Origin of the sequence: Alloalcanivorax balearicus MACL04 (genome assembly GCF_025532145.1) — a bacterium.
In the GTDB taxonomy this organism is placed as follows: Bacteria; Pseudomonadota; Gammaproteobacteria; order Pseudomonadales; family Alcanivoracaceae; genus Alloalcanivorax; species Alloalcanivorax balearicus.
The window spans coordinates 392,158-409,051 of the sequence record NZ_ARXS01000001.1; the positions used below are offsets into that span (position 1 = coordinate 392,158).

Below are 16,894 nucleotides of genomic sequence, written 5' to 3' on the forward strand. Positions count from 1 at the left end.
CTCAGACTGCGGTCAGGACACAACGGGGATCGGGCCATGCAGCAGCTTTTGATTGGCGGTACGGAACAGGGACAGATTGCACTCAACGGGGCCATGGCCAACCGCCATGGGTTGATCGCCGGTGCCACCGGCACCGGAAAAACCGTGACCTTGCAGGTGCTGGCGGAGGGCTTTTCACGTCTGGGCGTGCCGGTATTCACCGCCGATGTGAAAGGGGATTTGTCTGGTATCGCCGTGGCTGGCAACAGCAACGACAAGATCCAGGAGCGGGTTCAGCGCATCGGCATCACCGATTGGGCCGCCGAGGCCCGCCCGGCCCGGCTGTGGGATCTGTATGGCCGCACCGGTCAGGCGGTCCGCACCACCGTGGCGGACATGGGGCCGGCGCTGCTGAGCAATCTGCTGGAGCTCAATGAGGTGCAAAGCGGTGTGCTCCACATCGCTTTTGACTACGCCGAGAGCGAGGATCTGCCGCTGCTGGACCTGAAGGATATGGAAAGCCTGCTGAACTGGATGGTGGAGCAACGCAAACCATTGTCCGAACGCTATGGCACGCTCTCCTCGCAGAGCCTCGGTGCTATTTTGCGCCGGCTGCTGGTACTGAAGAGCCAGGGCGGTGATGTGTTCTTCGGTGAACCGGCGCTGGATATCATGGATCTGATACAGCAACAGAATGGCCAGGGCGTGGTCAATCTGCTGGATGGACGGGAGCTGATTCTGCAACCCCGCCTGTACACCACCTTCCTGCTCTGGCTGCTGGCGGAATTGTTCGAACGATTGCCGGAACGCGGCGACCAGCCCTTGCCGTTACTGGTGTTCTTCTTCGACGAAGCCCATCTGCTGTTCGACAGCGCACCGAAAGCGTTACTGGAAAAGCTCGAACAGACGGTAAGGCTGATCCGCTCCAAAGGGGTCGGCATTTATTTCGTCACGCAATCGCCGTCCGATATTCCCGACAGTGTGTTGGGCCAGCTCGGTAACCGGGTGCAGCATGCTTTGCGGGCTTACACCCCCAAGGATCAGAAAGCGGTGAAAGTGGCGGCCCAGACCTTCCGCGCCAACCCCGATCTGGATACCGCCCGGGTGATCACCGAGCTGGGCGTCGGCGAAGCATTGGTCAGCGTGCTCGACGATCAGGGCATTCCGACTCCGGTGGAACGTACTCTGGTGGCGCCGCCGCGCAGCCGCATCGGGCCGGCCGACGAGGAGGCTTTGGCGCAACTGAAAGCGGCGTCACCGTTGGCCGCCAAATACGATCAAACGGAGGATCGGGACTCCGCCCACGAGCGTCTGCAGGCTCGCCGCCAGCAGCAGAAGGAAGCGGAACTGGCGAAGCCGGAGCCGGAGAAAAAAGCCAGCATGAAGCGGACCTCGGGCCGGCAGAGCGCCGGCGAGGCTTTTACCAAGAGCTTGCTGAGAACCCTGGCCACGCAACTGGGCCGGGTATTGGTGAGAGTGTTGGAGCGTTTTTTGAAGCGGCGCTGAGGCGGTGTGGATCACGGTCGGCTGGTCACGCAGACATACATTCAGAAATCACTACGAAGCCGCGGTAGGAGCTTGCCTGCAAGCGAATGGGCTCTCCGCCAAAAGATTCGCTTGCAGGCAAGCTCCTACCGCGGCCTTGTAGTGCGGTCTGTGGGAAGCTACCAAAGCGATACGTCAGTGCTCGTGGCCGCCTGGACCGTGCACGTGGCGATGGGCGATTTCCTCGGCGCTGGCGTCACGGATACCCTTCACCGAAAGCTGGAAGCGTAAGGCGCGGCCCGCCAGCGGATGGTTGGCGTCCACGTCCACGGTTTTCAAACCCACTTTCACCACGGTGACCAGGCGCGGGCCCTGTTCGGTTTGCAGCCGGACCACTTTGCCGGGTTTCAGCTTGCCGGCGTGCTTGAAATGCTTGGCCGGCAGGCGTTGCCGCAGATTGTCGTCACGTTCGCCGTAGGCGTCCCCCGCTTCCAGGGTCACTTCCACATCCTCGCCGACATCCTTACCCTCCAGCGCGGCCTCGAGACCAGGCAGAATGTTCCCGGCGCCATGCAGGTATAACAGCGGCGCATCTTCCGCGCTGCGTTCCAGTTCACTGCCATCAGCACTGTCGAGCAGGGTGTAATGCAGGGTAACGACCTTGTCTTTATTGATCGGCATGGGCGAGTCCTCGAAAACGAAGGCGCTATTATGCTTTTCCTTCCGTGGGGACGGAAGCGTTCCGCGCCGGCGTGGTGTCCGGTGCCAGACCCAGCGCGGAGCGATCCTCCCCGTGAGCGGCGCGGCGCAACAGAACCAGGGATTGCCGGTACCACAGCCGGCGCCCGCCGGGGCGCCACTTGAAGCGTTTGTAAGTCCACTGGTACTGGGTTGGTTTGCGGCTGATGCAGCGAGCCAGATGGCGATTCAGGGCGGACAGAATGGCGCTGTCGTCCTCGGCGTTTTCAATGTCCGGTGCCGGTTCGAAATGCACCTGGATGTCACGCGCGCCGCCTTCGCCGCGATAGCAGGACACCACGAAAATATGGGGCCGGAAGCGGCGCACCAGTTTCCCCACCAGCGCCGGAGTGGGTACCGCATGGCCGAAGAACGGTACATAGGGGTTGGCGCGGCTGCCGGGGTTATGGTCGGCCAGCAGCGCCAGGGTGCCGCCGGCGCGCATGGTGGCCAGCCCCTCCTTGACTCCCTGGCTGTTGGTGGGCACCAGCCGGCAGCCGGTGCGTTCGCGCGCCAGCTTCACCACCTCGTCCAGCAGCGTGGCCGGGTGCGGCTGGTACATCACGGTGGTGTTGCCTTTCTGCCCCAGATACAGATTGATGTTTTCCCAACTGCCCTGGTGCAATGACAACAGCAGCACCGGCCGCTCACTGGCGGAGGCCTCGAGAAAGGCGGCTTCGCCGTGGATATGGGAGAACCGCGCCAGGGTCTCCTCCACCGGCCGGCTCCAGACATGGGCGAACTCGGTAAGGGTGCGGCCCAGCTCGCACACGCTTTGCCGGGCAATGCGGCGTGCTTCGGCCAGGGGCATGTCCGGATAAGCCGCCAGCACGTTGATCAGGGCAACCCGGTAAGCACTGGCATAGCGTAATGGCACCCGGGTCATCAGTCCCGCCAGAAACGCCCCCAAGCCGGTAGCCACGGGTAATGGCAGCCACGCAAACAGACGCATCAGCCACCAGAGACGCCGTCCCCGTTGCCGTGGTGTCATGTTCCGCTTTCTCCTTGGGTCTCGCTGCCTCCGCCTGCGAAGGCTGAATTCTTGTGGTCCCGGGTCCGGATTCAAGGTGTGCCGGCGGGGGCCGTTCATGAGCGCATTCTACATGAGTCGCCAAGCAGACCCATGGTCGGCCCGCGCTTAGCTCTGCAAAACAGGGTCAACGGCGGCAACGGTGTCGTGCAAGGGCAGAGTCACGGTTTCGCCATGGGCCGGAACGCGGAATTGTCCGGCGGGAATACCCCGGGTTGCAAGGGCCCGGGCGAGCAGTTGTGGCGGCTCGTCCATGGGTTCGTCGGTGAGAACGAAGGTTCCCCAATGCATGGCCAGGGAATGGCGTGCTTGCAGATCCTGGTGAATGCGCACGGCTTCCTCCGGATTGATATGCACCGGCGCCATGAACCAGCGGGGCAGATAGGCGCCGATCGGCAACAGCGCCGTGTCCACCGGCCCCACCGCCTTGTGGATATCCTGGAACAGCGGGGCGTAGCCAGTATCGCCAGCGAAAAACAGACTGAAGTCCGGCCACTGCAGGCGCCAGCCACACCACAGGGTGGTATTGCGGTCACCGGGTCCGCGGCCGCTGAAATGCTGGGTCGGCAGACAGAACGCCTGAGCGTCGTGCCAGTCCGCGTGCTGCCACCAGCCCCGCTCGACTACTTCGGTGATGCCCCGGCGGCGCAGCCAGGCGCCGACCCCGGTGGGGGCGAACCAGGTGATATGATCGCCGAAGCGTCGTTGCAGCGCGTCCACCGCCGCCCGGTCCAGGTGATCATAGTGGTTATGGGAAACCAGCACCGCGTGGATGGGCGGCAGCGCGTCGATGGTCAGCGCTGGCGGAACGGCGCGCTTGGGGCCGGCGAAGGAAACCGGTGAACAGCGTTCGGAGAACACCGGGTCGGTCAGCAGATTCCAGTTCCGGTATTGGATCAGATAGGTACTGTGGCCGATCCAGGTGAAACGCGGCTGCGGTGCCGGCCGGGCCAGCAGGGCCGGATCCGGTCGCTGTAATGGGAATGGCAGACGGGGCGGAAAGCGGCCACGGCTTTCCCTTTGCCAGCGCAGCAACTCCGCCAGTCCGTGATCGGGTGTGGGGTAAAGATTGCGGAAACGTCCGCGAGGCCGGGTGTCGCGCCGTGCCCATTGTTCCAGTAGAGACCAGTCAATCATTACCGGCGCTGCCCGGCTTGCAGGCCCGCCACCGCCTTTTCCACCGCGTCGAGATCAGGAATCACCGCCAGATCACCTCCCATTTGCACGTTCATCGCCGCGGCCGGACCGATGTCTCCCGGTTCCTCCCGAGGGGCGCCGGGTGTCACCCGCAGCAATCTTGGTATCCCTTGTACCACCATGGCGTAGAAACGGCACGCCCCGGACACCGAATGAAGGATGGCGATGCGTGCTTGTGGCCCGATATGAACGGGGCCGGACTCGTTCAGCTTTTCGAAGGACAGCAGCGGCAGTTCCTGCTCGCGCCAGTGCATCCAGCCAAGCAGCCATTCCGGACCGTGGCCGGGCCGGTCCGGGTGGCGCAGCGGAATCACCTCCGCCACCACCAGATTGGGGATCAGCCAGGGGCGTTCCGCCATGGGAATCAGCAGACTGGCAATGTCGTCGGGAAGCGTATCGGGATTACGGTTATCGGACAGGGTCTTATCGGACATAGTCTTCTCCTTGCATGGGTTCGGTTCACCTGCCCGGTGCCAGTGCCGATAATTCCCGGCGTACCTGTTCCACCAATTGGCCGGCCAGTTGTTCCGGGCTGCCGCTGTAGCTGACACAGCCGGTTTCCCGCACCGAGTCCGGCTGGCTACTGGCGGCACAGGTGTCCGTTGACTGCGCCCAGACCATAGTGCCGGAAGCCGCCAGACGCGGCGCGGCGATGGCGCCGTCGTTGCCCATGCCGGAAAACAGGATGGCGCCGTCACAATGGCCGACGCCATCCAGGACGTGGGTCATCACCTGATCGATGCTGGGGGCATAGGGGCCCTCCCAGCGGTTACCGGTGGCAATGACGCGGCCGTCGGCATGAAAGCGGATCGCCTGGTCCACCGGCGCCAGTAATACCTCGCCGTGGCGCAAACGACTGCCGTCGTCACCGATCCGGCAACGGATCGAGGGGTTGCGGTCCAGTGCCTGGCGGAGAGTGCCAAGGAATCCGGGATCGATGTGCTGAGCCAGCACGAAGGCCACCGGCAGATGCTCCGGTAGCGAGTCGAGAAAACGTTTCACCGCCGCCGGCCCTCCCAGGCTGGCGCCCAGTATCCAGACTCTTCGCGGGCGGTCCTGGTCTTGCCGCGGCAGGTCACGGAATTCCCGGGGTTCCGGGATCGGCGCCCTGGTGTCCGTGGGCAGGCTTTGCAAGCGCTCCTGCAATGCCGGCGGGCCGACATAATCCAGCAATTTGCTCAGCAGACGCCGCTCCCAGCGGGGGTAGTGAGCGGCGTTACGCGGCGGGGCCTGGCCGTCGCAGAACAGCAACGGCGCGCGGGCGCCTTCCAGCAAGTGATCTAGGAATTGCTGCCAGCGATCTTCCCGGGACAGGTCCACCACCCACAGATCCAGACCGCTGTCATCAAGCCAGTGTGTCGCCAGGTTCTCCGGATCGGTGCTGATCACCACCTGATAGCCCTGACCGCGAATCGCCGTGGACAGCAAATGGCCTTGCAGGGTGTCATCGGCGATCACGCCGATGCGGGCCGCCGGTGGTGTCATCCCACGCTCTCCCGGCTTTCCTCCAGCAATTCGCCGAGGGTGGTGAGCAGTTCACCTTCCTGGAACGGTTTCCCCATGTAGCCGTTGACGCCAATATCGAAGGCCCGGTCACGGTGTTTCTCGCCGGTTCTCGAGGTGATCATGATGATGGGCACCCGCGCCAGCCGCGCATCATGGCGGACATGGGACGCCACCTCGAAGCCGTCCATGCGTGGCATTTCAATGTCCAGCAGCATGGCGTCCGGCGTGTGATCCTCCAGCTTGGCGATGGCGTCCAGGCCGTCCTTGGCGGTGACCACGCGGTAGCCCTGACGCTCCAGCAGGCGTCCGGTGACTTTTCGCACCGTCACCGAATCGTCCACCACCATCACCAGCGGTGCCTGCTCGCGGGCGGCATCGCGCTGGTCCGCCGGGGCGGTCAGCGGCGCTGGCTGGCGCAGTTGGGCAGCGCGGATCAGGGAGTGGATGTCGAGGATCACCACCACCGAGCCGTCGCCGAGGATGGTGGCGCCGCTGATGCCGGCCACGCTGGTGAGCTGCGGCCCGAGGGATTTCACCACCATCTCGCGGGAGCCCACCAGGCTGTCCACCACCAGGGCCACGGCGTGGTCGGAACTGCGGATCAACAGCAACGGCAACGGCTGGCTTTGCACATCCGGGTGCGGCATCGGCAGATCATGGACGAAACGGCCCAGGTAATGCAGGTCGTAGTCCTGGCCGGCGTAGCGATACACCAGGTTCTGATTCTCCACATAATCGAGCAACTCGAACGGACTGACCCGCACGATGCCTTCGATCTGATTGAGCGGAATGGCGTAGGTGTCCTCGTTGGCGCGCACCATCAAGGCCCGGTTCACCGCCAGGGTGAAAGGCAGACGCACCACGAAACGGGTGCCCTGCCCCCGGTGCGACTCGATGTGCACGGTACCGCCGAGTTGTTTGATTTCGCTGGCCACCACATCCATGCCGACGCCCCGGCCCGAGAGCTGGGTGACCTGGCTGGCGGTGGAGAAGCCGGCGTGGAAAATGAACTGATGCACGTCCTGGTCGCTGGGATTGGCGTCGGCATCGATCAACCCTCGCTCCACCGCTTTGGCGCGCACCGCCTCGGTATTGATACCGCCGCCGTCATCGGCCAGCGTCAGCACCACCTCGCCGCCCTCGCGGGTCAGTTCCAGGCGCACCTGACCGGTCTCGTTCTTGCCGGCTTCGCGCCGCTCCCGAGGTGACTCGATGCCGTGGTCGATGGCGTTGCGCAGCATGTGTTCCAGCGGCGCCACCATGCGTTCCATCAAGGTGCGATCCAACTCCCCTTCCGGGTTGATCACCTCGAACTCGACCTTCTTGCCGACCTCGCCGGAAACCTGGCGGATGATGCGGCGCAGGCGCGGCACCAGCCGGGAGAACGGCACCATGCGTGTGCGCATCAACTTCTCCTGCAGCTCGGTATTGATGCGTTGCTGCTGCAACAACAGTGTTTCGCTGTCGCGGGTCCGTTCCAGCAAGGTGTTTTTCAGATCCAGCAAGTCCGAGGCGGACTCGGAAAGCTGTTTGGTGATCTGGTGCAGTTCGGAGTACTGGTCCATCTCCAGGGGGTCGAAGCGGGCGTCGAACTCGCCACGGTCCACGCCCTGCTGATAGTTGGAGAGGATCTGTGCTTCGGTTTCCGCGTCCAGTCGGCGCAGTTGTTCGTACAGACGGGTGACGGTGGCACCGATCTCCGACACATGGGAGACGAAGTCGTTGATGCTCTGCTCCACCCGGCCCCGGTTGATGGAGGTTTCCCCGGCCAGATTCACCAGCGCCTCGAGCACCTCGGCGCTCACCCGTACCATTTCCTGTGGTGCCGCCGGCGTGGCGGCGGCCGGCTCGGGAGTGGCGCTGGGTTCCGGAAGGAGGTCCGGTGCCCGGGTGTCCGCCGGCTGCCCGCGCAGTTGACCGCGTTGCTGGTTAATCGCGTCCAGCCAGCCGAGCATGGTGAGGAAGTCGTCTTCTTCCGGTGCCCGGCGTTGACTGTCCAACCGCTCCAGAAATTGTTCGAAGTCGTGGCTCAGATCCCCGAGGGGCGCCACCCCGGCCAGCCGCGCGCCGCCCTTGAGGGTGTGCAGCGCCCGTTTGAGCTGGTCATTGAGTTGACGGTCTTCCGGTTGATCCCGCCAGGCGGTCAGGGTCGCTTCAATGGTCTCGCCCAACTCCTCCGATTCCTCCAGAAAAATATCGAGAATGTCGGGATCGATGCCACCGCTATCACCGTCGCTGGACGGTGGCGCGACAGGTCCGGCCGGGGCGGCTTCGGGAGTGACGTCGGAGACGGGAGCCGCGAGTCTGAAAGCGGACGGATCATTCAGGTAGTCGTGGAGAGCCTGAATCAAGTCGCGGGCAGGGGCAAGGGCCTGCCGGGCGGTGACCCGGTCGATCATTTCCGCCACGCGGTCGTGGCAGCGGTGCAGCAGATCGAAAACCGCCGGCTGTCGCGTCACCCGGCCAAGAGCGAGGCGCTCGTAGAGCGTTTCCATCTCATGGCCCAGATCACCCAGCTCGCGGAGTTCGGCCATGCGCGCCCCGCCTTTCAGGGTATGCAGATCCCGCTGCAGGGCCTGCACCAGCAGAAGGTTCTCCGGCTCCCCGATCCACCGTTCCAGACTTTCGGTGCAGCTGTGGAGAATGTCCTCCGCCTCTTCCAGAAAGATACCAACCAATTCCGGGTCCCGCTCCTCCGTGGCGGGTTGAGCGGCCGGCTCCGGGGGCGCGGCCTTCGCCTCCCCCTTCCCCTTCGGTGTCCAGGGCGTGTCGGCCAGTGCCAGCACGTCTTCGAGGACCGTGTCCGTGGCCGGCAGCGAGCCGGAGCGCAACTGATCGATCATATCGGCCAGGCGATGATGGGCCCGCTGCAGAATATCGAATACCGAAGGCGTCGGCGCGGTGGTTTCCGGTAATGCCAGACGGCGGTACAGGCCGGCCAGAGACTGGGCCAGATCCGCCAGGGCGGGAACTTCCGCATCGCTGGCGCTGCCGGCCAGATCGGTGAGTTCCTGGTCCAGCTGGTCGAGGCTGGCCGGCTGCCCCAATTGCCAGGTGGCCAGATGTTCGTTGGCGCGCAGCAAGGCCTCCTCGGCCTGTTGCAAAAGCCCGCTGCTATGCTCCGAAGCGGGCGCGGACGGCGCCTGCGGATCCGACGTTAGTGGCTGCCGGGTTTCGGTCAGGTCTCGCAGGCCGTCCACCAGCCCCAATTCCGCGCGCACGGTCTGGCCGGCGGCCAGACAATCGAGCATGTTAATCAGCGCGTCATGACCTTCATTGAGCTGTGCCAGCAGCCCCGGGTCGAAGGTCAGGCGCCCCTGAGTGATGGTGGCGTAGGCGGTGGCCAGCGCCAGGGCAAGGCCTTCGATTTCCTCCAGACCCGCCTTGCGGGCACCTTGCGCCAGATTCTGCAGTTCATCGCGTAGCCGGGCCAACGGCCGGATCTGCTCGGGGTCGGTGGACCAGGCCTGTAACAGGGTGTCGGCGTCCATCACCAGGTCCATGCTGTCGGACAACAGCATGTCCAGAACCTGGGCGTTATTGTTTTGATGATCGCCGCGTACCTGATGGCGGGCCTCATCCAAGGCACTCAGCAGAGGTCCGGCATCGGGTAAAGCGGCATCGCCCTGGGAGGTCAATCGCCGCAGGCCATCGCTCAGTTGCTGGTGGCTGTCGCGGATCAGTGCCACCTGATCACGGCTGGCGCGCAGGCCGGCGGCGATCAGTTCCTTCACCAGCTTTTCGCCCGCCTCCGCCATTTCCGCCATGGCATTCAATTCGGCCATGCGCGCGCTGCCTTTCAGTGTATGCATGGCGCGATGGACGCGATCATCCAGATCCTGCTCGCCAAGTTCCGGATCCAGTCCATCCAGCCACTGCGCCAGCAGTGAGAGATTGCGGTCGGCCTCACGGCGGAAAATACCCAGCAGTACCGGATCGGGCTGATCCGCGGATGTTTCGGGTAACGTCAGATCGTCCAGATTATCCAGAGTATCGCCCGGTGTCGCTGGCTCAGCTTGTGCCTTGCCGGTTAGGGCCTGGTAGTCCTCGTCACTGAGTGTGACGGAGGGTCCGGTGCCTGCTTTTTCCTGGACGGGTGTTTGAGCCGCCGTGCTTTCCTTGTTGTTTTCCGCCTTGCTCTTGTTCTCGCTACCCGGTATGGGAATTCGCTCCAGGCTGCCGCCGTCAGCAAGGATGCCGGCGGCTTCGATAAGCGGGGTCACATCCACCGGGTCCGGTTGGCGGCGGGCGAAAGTGCCGACCAGATCGGGGACCAGGCCATGGACCTCCCGTACCAGATCGATCAGCGTGGCGTCGGCGTCGATGCTGTGGTCGATGACCCGGTTCATCATGTTCTCGATGGCCCAGGCCAATTCACCCACGGTGGTGGCGCCGACCATGCGGCCGGAGCCCTTCAGCGTGTGAAAGGCGCGGCGGAACTCCACCAGCGCGGTTTCATCGCCGGTATTGGCGGCCCAACGGGGAAAGTACTGGTCCAGTGCCTCGATGACCTCGTCCGCTTCCTCGACGAAGATCTCGATGATTTCGTCATCCACCAGATCATCATCGTCGTCCGTGTGTCGCGGTTCCGGCTCCGCCGGTATTCCCGTCGACGGCGGTTCCGCATCGCTCTCCAGGGGCTGAAGCGGATACCCCAGGGCGGCGATGCTGTGATGCGCCACTTCGAGAACATCATCACTGGTATGCGGGTCGTCGCTGAGGCGTTCCAGGTAATACTCCACCGAACTCATGGCGTCGGCGAGGGTATCCATGCTCCGCCAGTCGGGAGCTTGCTCGTCGTCCAGCAGCCTTTCCTGAATAAAACGGGCGCACTGCCGCAGTACCAGAGCCGGGCGTTGCAGTTGCACCATCTCCAGGCCGCCACGGACGGTCTGCAGGCGGTCCGGTACCGATTGCAAATGCGCGCGATCCCAATGCGAAGCGATGAATTCCACCACTCCGTCCTTGGCTTCCTCCAGTCCCGCCCGGCATTCGCGCAGCGCCGCGTCCATGGCCTGGCCGAGATGATTGGGCAGCGGTGAAGCGTTGGTACCTTCAATGGTATTGCCAATGGTATTCCCGGTGGGGTGGCGCTGGTTGTTGCCGCCAAAGCCGGCGAGCGTGGCTTCCACGTACAACAGGGCTCCGGCCACATCCATCAGCCGCTCCCGTTGCGGTGGCTGACGGCGTTCGGCGATGTCCTCCAGGGCCTGCCGTTGTTCATCCACCAGTACCCGCGGCTGGCCCAGGCCGAGCATGGCGATGGTGTCGGACACCTGCTTCAGTGTGCTGACCAGCGGCGCGAGATCGGCGGGGTCCGCCCGGGAGTCGTGAACGAACCGCTCCAGGTGATCCTTGACCTTGGTAATCTCCTCGGACAAGGCGGTCACCACCGAATGCATGGCCATGGCATCCGGGCCGTTGAGTCGGGCCCGCTCCTCGTTCACCAGCGCTTCCGGAGGTAGCGCGTCCTGCAGACGAAAGCGCCGCCGGATGGCCTCGATGGCCGGTGTCGCGCGCTCCGCCCGGGCTACGTAATAAAGCAGGTTCTTGATCAACTCCGTGGGGGGCGGGCGTTCCAGGCTGTCGGCGCCGTCGGCGGCCAGTTCACGCAAGGTGCGATCCAACTGGCCCAGCATCTGTTTGGCCGACGAGCCCAGCGGAATAACCTCTTCCTCCAGCCCCTCCACCATGGCATCGGCGATTCGCCACAACGGTGCCCGGGCGGCATCACCGCTGATTTGTCGGAGCTTTTCCAACACCCGGCGCAGATATCCGAGATTACGTTTCACCTGGTCGCCGCGCATGACGCCCACCAGTGCCACCTGGAACGTCTGCCGCATTTTGCGGATCAACTGAGGAAAGCGGGCGTCGTTGCGGATGCTCTCATCAATGCGGCCGTCGCCCTGGGCATGCCGCAGATCGGGTTTGAACAACGCGGTTTCGGACAGCAGCGGTTCACCGCGCGCGGCGCGCAGGTCGTTCAGCAATGGCAGCAGCACCACCGGCAAATCCCGGCGGTTACTGGCCACGCGATCCAGGTAAGGGGGCAGCTGCAGGATCGCGCGCATCAACAATTCCTGGCTTTCCGCTTCCCGGTCGATACGCTGATCGAGCAGGGCCCGGGCCAGTTTTTCCATTTCCTCGGCGAGCAACGCGGCGCCGTAGAACTCCACCATCTGCAAGGTGCCATGGACCTGATGCAGGTGGGTCTGGCAGAACCGCATGCGTGTCGAGTCGCCCGGGTTCTGCACATAGGCTTCGAGTGCTTCGCGGGCCTGGTCCAGTGTTTCCTGGATTTCTCCGCGCACCCAGTCGAGAGCCAGATAATCGTGATGATCGCTCATTTGATGATCCCCCCGGGGCTGCCCCCAGCCCCTGGTCGTCAAACGCGGCGCCGAAACGCCAACGTGTCGGGATAGACTTCCCGCTCCAGATTATCGTTTTGCCAGTCGGTGATTTCGCCGGGTCCGAGGACCAGGACGCCCCCCGGCGCCAGACGGGCGGCCAGACGATTGACGATCTGGCGTTTTCGCCAACGGCGAAAGTAAATCAGCATGTTCTGACAGAAGATCAGGTCCAGGTTTTCCATCGGCGCCTGGTCCAGATCCAGCACGTTCAGGTGGGCGAAGCACACCCGCTCGCGCAAAGAGGCGGTAACCTGAAGGTGCTGGGCGTCGTAGTGTTGAAAATACCGCTCGCGCAATGCTGGCGCCACGCGGTTCACCCGGCGCAGGGGGAACACACCACGGCGTGCCCTGGCCAGAGTGGGCAGGCTGATATCCGTGCCGGTAATGCCGTAAAACAGTTTGTCCCGGGCACCGGCGAAACATTCATTGATGACCATGGCCAGCGAATAGGCTTCCTCGCCGGTGGAGCACCCCACGCTCCAGGCATTCAAGGTGCCACCGCCGGCATGCCGACGGGCGAAGTCACGGCTGAACGCTTTGACCAGCGCGAAGGACCCCGGATGACGAAAAAAGCCGGTTTCCTGCACCGTGAGTCGGTCCACCAGAATCGACCATTCCATGGCGCGGGACTCGCTGGCGCCGGTGACCAGTTGAGCGTAATAGGTTTGATAATCCTCCAGGCCCAGTTCACGCATGCGTGTGCTCAGGCTGGTTTCCAGGAAGGACTTCCGCTCCGTTGGCAAGGTCATGCCGGTGCGCTCTTCCAGCAGGGTCTGCCAGAGCTGGAATTGCTCCGCGTCCATGGCTGGCGCGTTGCGAAGAGCCCAGGGCGGCGTCACGACAATGTCCATCAGCCCGGCAATCTGAAGCCGGCCACCGAGTTACGCATGTCCTGCGCCATTTCCGCCAGATCGCCAATGGAACGGGCGGTGGCGGTGGTCCCGGCGGAGGTCTGCGAGGTGATTTCCTGGATCACGTTCATGGTGTTGGAAATGTGCCCCGCGGACGCGGCCTGCTGGCGGGCGGCGTTGGAAATATTCTGGATCAGGTCCGCCAGGTTCTTGGATACCGTTTCGATCTCTTCCAGCGCCACCCCGGCGTCCTGGGCGAGGCGGGCGCCCTTCACCACTTCGGCGGTGGTGGCTTCCATGGAAATCACCGCTTCGTTGGTGTCGGTCTGAATCGTCTTCACCAGGGTTTCGATTTGCTTGGTGGCGGCGGCGGAGCGTTCCGCCAGGCGCTGCACCTCGTCGGCGACCACGGCGAAGCCGCGACCGGCCTCCCCGGCCATGGAGGCCTGGATGGCGGCGTTCAAGGCCAGAATGTTGGTCTGGTCGGCGATGTCGTTGATCAGCGAAACGATGTCACCAATTTCCTGGGAGGACTCACCCAGACGCTTGATTCGTTTGGAGGTTTCCTGAATCTGCTCGCGGATGGTGTCCATGCCATGAATAGTAGCCTGTACCACCTCGGCGCCCTTGTTGGCGATGGCCACCGCCCGTTCCGCCACCGCCGCGGACTCGGCGGCGTTGGCGGACACCTGATCAATGGACACCGCCATCTCATTCACCGCCGCGGAGGCGCCGGCAATTTCCTGCGCCTGATGTTCGGAAGCCTCCGCCAGATGCATGGCGGTGGACTGGGTTTCCTGGGCGGCGCTGGCCACCTGCACGGCGGATTGGTTGATGGTTTGTACCAGGCTGCGTAACTGGTCGATGGAATAGTTGATGGAATCGGCGATGGCGCCGGTGAAATCCTCGGTCACCGTTGCTTCCACGGTCAGGTCGCCGTCGGCCAGATCCCCCAGTTCGTCGAGCAGGCGCAGAATCGCCGCCTGGTTACGCTGATTCTCGCTTTCCAGTTCGCCACGCTGTTTGCTGGCGCTGCGATTGCCCTGCAGCATGATCAGGAAAAACAGTAACACCGAGACCGCCGCGCACAGGATGCCCAGCCATATGGAGGGGAACAGGCCGCTGTTGGCGTTCTCGAACTGGCTGTCCAGATTGGAAGCTTCCTGCAGCAGGTCCTGGGAGCGCAGGAACAGACTGTCGGCGGCGGCGCGGATCTGTATCAGATCCGGCGCGGTTTCCAGCACTTTGTCCACGGAAGGATTGATGAACTGATTAAAAACATCGGAGATATCCGTCAACCGCGCGCGGGCATCGCGGTCGCTGATTCTCTGAATGCCGAGACGATTGTTGCCGCGCAGCATACCGTTGACGACATTGCCGAATCGTACCGCGTCGGTGCCGAACGTTTCCGCTGCCGCCACGGCGCTGTCACGGCCTTCCAGGATCTTCGACAAGGATCGCATCAGGCGCTCGGTGAGCAATGACTGACGCTGCGCCAATGCCACCTGATCCGCGGAGGCGCCATTGGCGATCAGGATGCGCACCACCTCGTCATACTTGTTCTGAAGTTCCGGAATGGTCTGTGCCAGGGTGGCGGACACCTGGTGCAGATCCAGCACCGTGGCGCGCCCCTGGAGGACCGTGTTCACCTGCCGTAGCGCCTCGTCCCACAAATTCTGCAGGCGTTGCATCACCCGTGGGTCCGATACCCGTTCGTCCTTGACCTGATTCCAGGCGCGCAGAAAACCCTGGCGGCCCTGTTCCAGCAACGCGAAGGCCTCGGCGTTGCCGGACACCGCCTCCAGGGTGTTTTTCGGCAGCTGCTGGGAATACACACGCATGTCCGACGCCTGGGTAATATTGTCCCGGGCATGGTTGGCGCCGATGGCGGCCAGAACGAAATTCATCAAGGCGAGAACAATAAAGGCGAGCAACCCGACGTACAGAGCAACGCCCAGCGGATTGTTACCCGCTCCCCCCCGCATCTTGCTTAACACAAGCCCCGGTTTGAACTTCATAGCTTGGCTCCTGGCCTGACTCTGCTCTTATTGTGTGACCGCCGTCCATGGCGGCTCCCTCCCCGGGCAGTCACTGGCACGACGTCAAAAACCGTTCCCGACGATTTTGGAACCGCAATGGCTTCAATGGACGTGTGTCGATATCCCCCCGGCACGACGTCCTCCCCCCACGGTCACTCTTCGTTGTTCATTCCCCGTTGTTCATCCCCCGCCGCCTGCCTTCCACTGCTACTTTCGGTTGCTCATTCCCCGCTGGCCGCTCGCATAAAGCGTGGATCCCGTGCCAGCCGAGCAAGGCTGAATACGGACCAGTACTCCCCGTCCCGACGGTAACCTCCATCCAGATAGGCGGCCATTGGACTTTCCTCCGGGCGCGGCGGTGCCGTCACCCGGTTTTCCACCGGAAAATGTTGCATCCCCAGAACGTCATCGACCATCACTCCGGTGTAGAGTTCGTCCCGGTCCAGCACCAGCAACCGGCGCCGGCCTTCGGCCACTTCCGAGGCGCGTTCGAGAAACCGGTTCAAATCGGTCACGGTCATCAAACGCCCACGAACGTTGGCCACGCCGCGAACCCAATCCTGAGCACCGGGCACCCGGGCACAGGCTGGCGGCGATAGAATCTCCGCCACTTCCGTCAACGGCGCCACCAGACGGTGGCCGTTGAGGGAAAACCCCACGCCACTCCAATAAGGCGTGACGTCCTGCTCCTCCGGCAGGTTGGCGGCATTGTCGCGGCAACGGATGAAGTAATCCGCCAGTTTCAAATAGGCTGTGGACGCGGCGCTCATCGACGACCCCCTCGTCACGCTCCGGTGAGCTGACGCTCGACCGTTTTCAGTAAAACCTCTTCATCCACCGGCTTGGTCAGATAATCCCGGGCGCCCTGGCGTTTGCCCCAAACCCGGTCGGTTTCCTGATCCTTGGTGGTGACGATAACAATCGGGATGTGTCGGGTGTCCGCGCCTTTGGTTAACTGCCGGGTGGCTTGAAAACCATTGAGGCCGGGCATCACCACGTCCATCAATACCAGGTCCGGTTGTTCGGAACGGGTAGTCGCCACACCGTCGGCCCCATTGCTGGCTTCCAGCACCTGGTGGCCGTGTTTTTCCAGAATCTCCCGCAGCTTGTACGTTTCCGTGGGAGAGTCATCGACAATAAGAATCCGTGCCATCTTTTCCTCTATGGTTGAGCAGGGTGACTCCGGTCAGGCGCCTGGTTCAGGCGCTGATATGCTGACGGATGGCGCCCAGGAGCTCGTCCTTGGAAAAAGGCTTGGTCAGGTATTCATCGGATCCCACGATGCGGCCCTTGGCCTTATCGAACAAGCCGTCCTTCGAGGAGAGCATGATCACCGGCGTCTGCTTGAACGCGCTGTTGTTCTTGATCAAGGCGCACGTCTGATAGCCATCCAGCCGGGGCATCATGATGTCCACGAAAATGATCCGCGGCTTGCTGTCGGCAATCTTGGCAAGCGCATCGAACCCGTCGGTGGCGGTAATCACCTCACAACCCGCTTTCTTCAACAAGGTCTCGGCGGTACGACGAATGGTTTTCGAGTCGTCGATCACCATGACCTTGAGGTCTTGAAAATTGTCAGTCATTGAGAACTGCCTTTCACCGTGATTCAAATACAGGCCGCGACACCTTGTAATGAGGAATCTTTTTATAGTGTCGCGA

Annotated in this window: 12 protein-coding genes; 1 reads left to right on the forward strand and 11 read right to left on the reverse strand. The window is 63.1% G+C overall.

The window, feature by feature from the left end; translation table 11 throughout:
* Positions 1 to 36 precede the first annotated feature (36 nt).
* The gene (locus MA04_RS01790; RefSeq protein ID WP_262459254.1) at positions 37 to 1,485 is read left to right on the forward strand and encodes a DUF853 domain-containing protein; all 1,449 of its coding nucleotides are present in this window, start codon (positions 37 to 39) and stop codon (positions 1,483 to 1,485) included.
* Positions 1,486 to 1,659: 174 nt separating this feature from the next.
* On the opposite strand, the gene MA04_RS01795 is transcribed toward MA04_RS01790, so the two are convergent.
* The 11 genes from MA04_RS01795 to pilG form a co-directional block, all read right to left on the reverse strand.
* Positions 1,660 to 2,145 carry an FKBP-type peptidyl-prolyl cis-trans isomerase gene (locus MA04_RS01795; RefSeq protein ID WP_262459255.1) on the reverse strand — a complete coding sequence of 162 codons (486 nt, stop codon included), beginning with the start codon at positions 2,143 to 2,145 and terminating at the stop codon, positions 1,660 to 1,662.
* A gap of 28 nt (positions 2,146 to 2,173) precedes the next feature.
* Entirely contained in the window at positions 2,174 to 3,193 is a 1,020-nt protein-coding gene (locus tag MA04_RS01800; protein WP_262459256.1) for a lysophospholipid acyltransferase family protein, read from the reverse strand.
* A 147-nt stretch (positions 3,194 to 3,340) separates the two neighbouring features.
* Positions 3,341 to 4,369 (reverse strand): MBL fold metallo-hydrolase, encoded by a 1,029-nt coding sequence (locus MA04_RS01805; protein WP_163124704.1) that lies wholly within the window; start codon positions 4,367 to 4,369, stop codon positions 3,341 to 3,343.
* Positions 4,369 to 4,863 (reverse strand): chemotaxis protein CheW, encoded by a 495-nt coding sequence (locus tag MA04_RS01810; RefSeq protein WP_163124701.1) that lies wholly within the window; start codon positions 4,861 to 4,863, stop codon positions 4,369 to 4,371. The genes MA04_RS01805 and MA04_RS01810 overlap by 1 nt, the downstream gene beginning before the upstream one ends.
* 25 nt (positions 4,864 to 4,888) lie before the next feature.
* A complete protein-coding gene (locus tag MA04_RS01815; RefSeq protein ID WP_163124698.1) occupies positions 4,889 to 5,914 on the reverse strand; it encodes a chemotaxis protein CheB in 1,026 nt (341 codons plus the stop codon).
* Positions 5,911 to 12,282, reverse strand: a complete 6,372-nt coding sequence (locus MA04_RS01820; protein ID WP_262459257.1) for an Hpt domain-containing protein — start codon at positions 12,280 to 12,282, stop codon at positions 5,911 to 5,913. Before MA04_RS01820 ends, MA04_RS01815 begins: the two co-directional genes overlap by 4 nt.
* A gap of 38 nt (positions 12,283 to 12,320) precedes the next feature.
* On the reverse strand, positions 12,321 to 13,184 hold the full coding sequence (locus tag MA04_RS01825; protein WP_394356138.1) for a CheR family methyltransferase: 864 nt from the start codon (positions 13,182 to 13,184) through the stop codon (positions 12,321 to 12,323).
* Between the two features lie 11 nt (positions 13,185 to 13,195).
* On the reverse strand, positions 13,196 to 15,214 hold the full coding sequence (locus MA04_RS01830) for a methyl-accepting chemotaxis protein (RefSeq protein WP_163124690.1): 2,019 nt from the start codon (positions 15,212 to 15,214) through the stop codon (positions 13,196 to 13,198).
* A 242-nt stretch (positions 15,215 to 15,456) separates the two neighbouring features.
* Positions 15,457 to 16,005: a chemotaxis protein CheW gene (locus tag MA04_RS01835; RefSeq protein WP_163124687.1), complete on the reverse strand. Its 549-nt coding sequence runs from the start codon at positions 16,003 to 16,005 to the stop codon at positions 15,457 to 15,459.
* Positions 16,006 to 16,019: 14 nt separating this feature from the next.
* Positions 16,020 to 16,388: a twitching motility response regulator PilH gene (pilH, locus tag MA04_RS01840; protein WP_014992437.1), complete on the reverse strand. Its 369-nt coding sequence runs from the start codon at positions 16,386 to 16,388 to the stop codon at positions 16,020 to 16,022.
* A gap of 46 nt (positions 16,389 to 16,434) precedes the next feature.
* Positions 16,435 to 16,818 (reverse strand): twitching motility response regulator PilG, encoded by a 384-nt coding sequence (gene pilG / locus MA04_RS01845; protein WP_014992438.1) that lies wholly within the window; start codon positions 16,816 to 16,818, stop codon positions 16,435 to 16,437.
* Positions 16,819 to 16,894: the final 76 nt, after the last annotated feature.

Bases quoted from the DNA above. Each gene is read 5' to 3' on its own strand.
- pilG (WP_014992438.1), bottom strand. From the start codon at position 16,818: ATGACTGACAATTTTCAAGACCTCAAGGTCATGGTGATCGACGACTCG.
- MA04_RS01820 (WP_262459257.1), bottom strand. From the start codon at position 12,282: ATGAGCGATCATCACGATTATCTGGCTCTCGACTGGGTGCGCGGAGAA.
- MA04_RS01805 (WP_163124704.1), bottom strand. From the start codon at position 4,369: ATGATTGACTGGTCTCTACTGGAACAATGGGCACGGCGCGACACCCGG.
- MA04_RS01795 (WP_262459255.1), bottom strand. From the start codon at position 2,145: ATGCCGATCAATAAAGACAAGGTCGTTACCCTGCATTACACCCTGCTC.
- MA04_RS01810 (WP_163124701.1), bottom strand. From the start codon at position 4,863: ATGTCCGATAAGACCCTGTCCGATAACCGTAATCCCGATACGCTTCCC.
- pilH (WP_014992437.1), bottom strand. From the start codon at position 16,388: ATGGCACGGATTCTTATTGTCGATGACTCTCCCACGGAAACGTACAAG.
- MA04_RS01815 (WP_163124698.1), bottom strand. From the start codon at position 5,914: ATGACACCACCGGCGGCCCGCATCGGCGTGATCGCCGATGACACCCTG.
- MA04_RS01835 (WP_163124687.1), bottom strand. From the start codon at position 16,005: ATGAGCGCCGCGTCCACAGCCTATTTGAAACTGGCGGATTACTTCATC.
- MA04_RS01800 (WP_262459256.1), bottom strand. From the start codon at position 3,193: ATGACACCACGGCAACGGGGACGGCGTCTCTGGTGGCTGATGCGTCTG.
- MA04_RS01790 (WP_262459254.1), top strand. From the start codon at position 37: ATGCAGCAGCTTTTGATTGGCGGTACGGAACAGGGACAGATTGCACTC.
- MA04_RS01830 (WP_163124690.1), bottom strand. From the start codon at position 15,214: ATGAAGTTCAAACCGGGGCTTGTGTTAAGCAAGATGCGGGGGGGAGCG.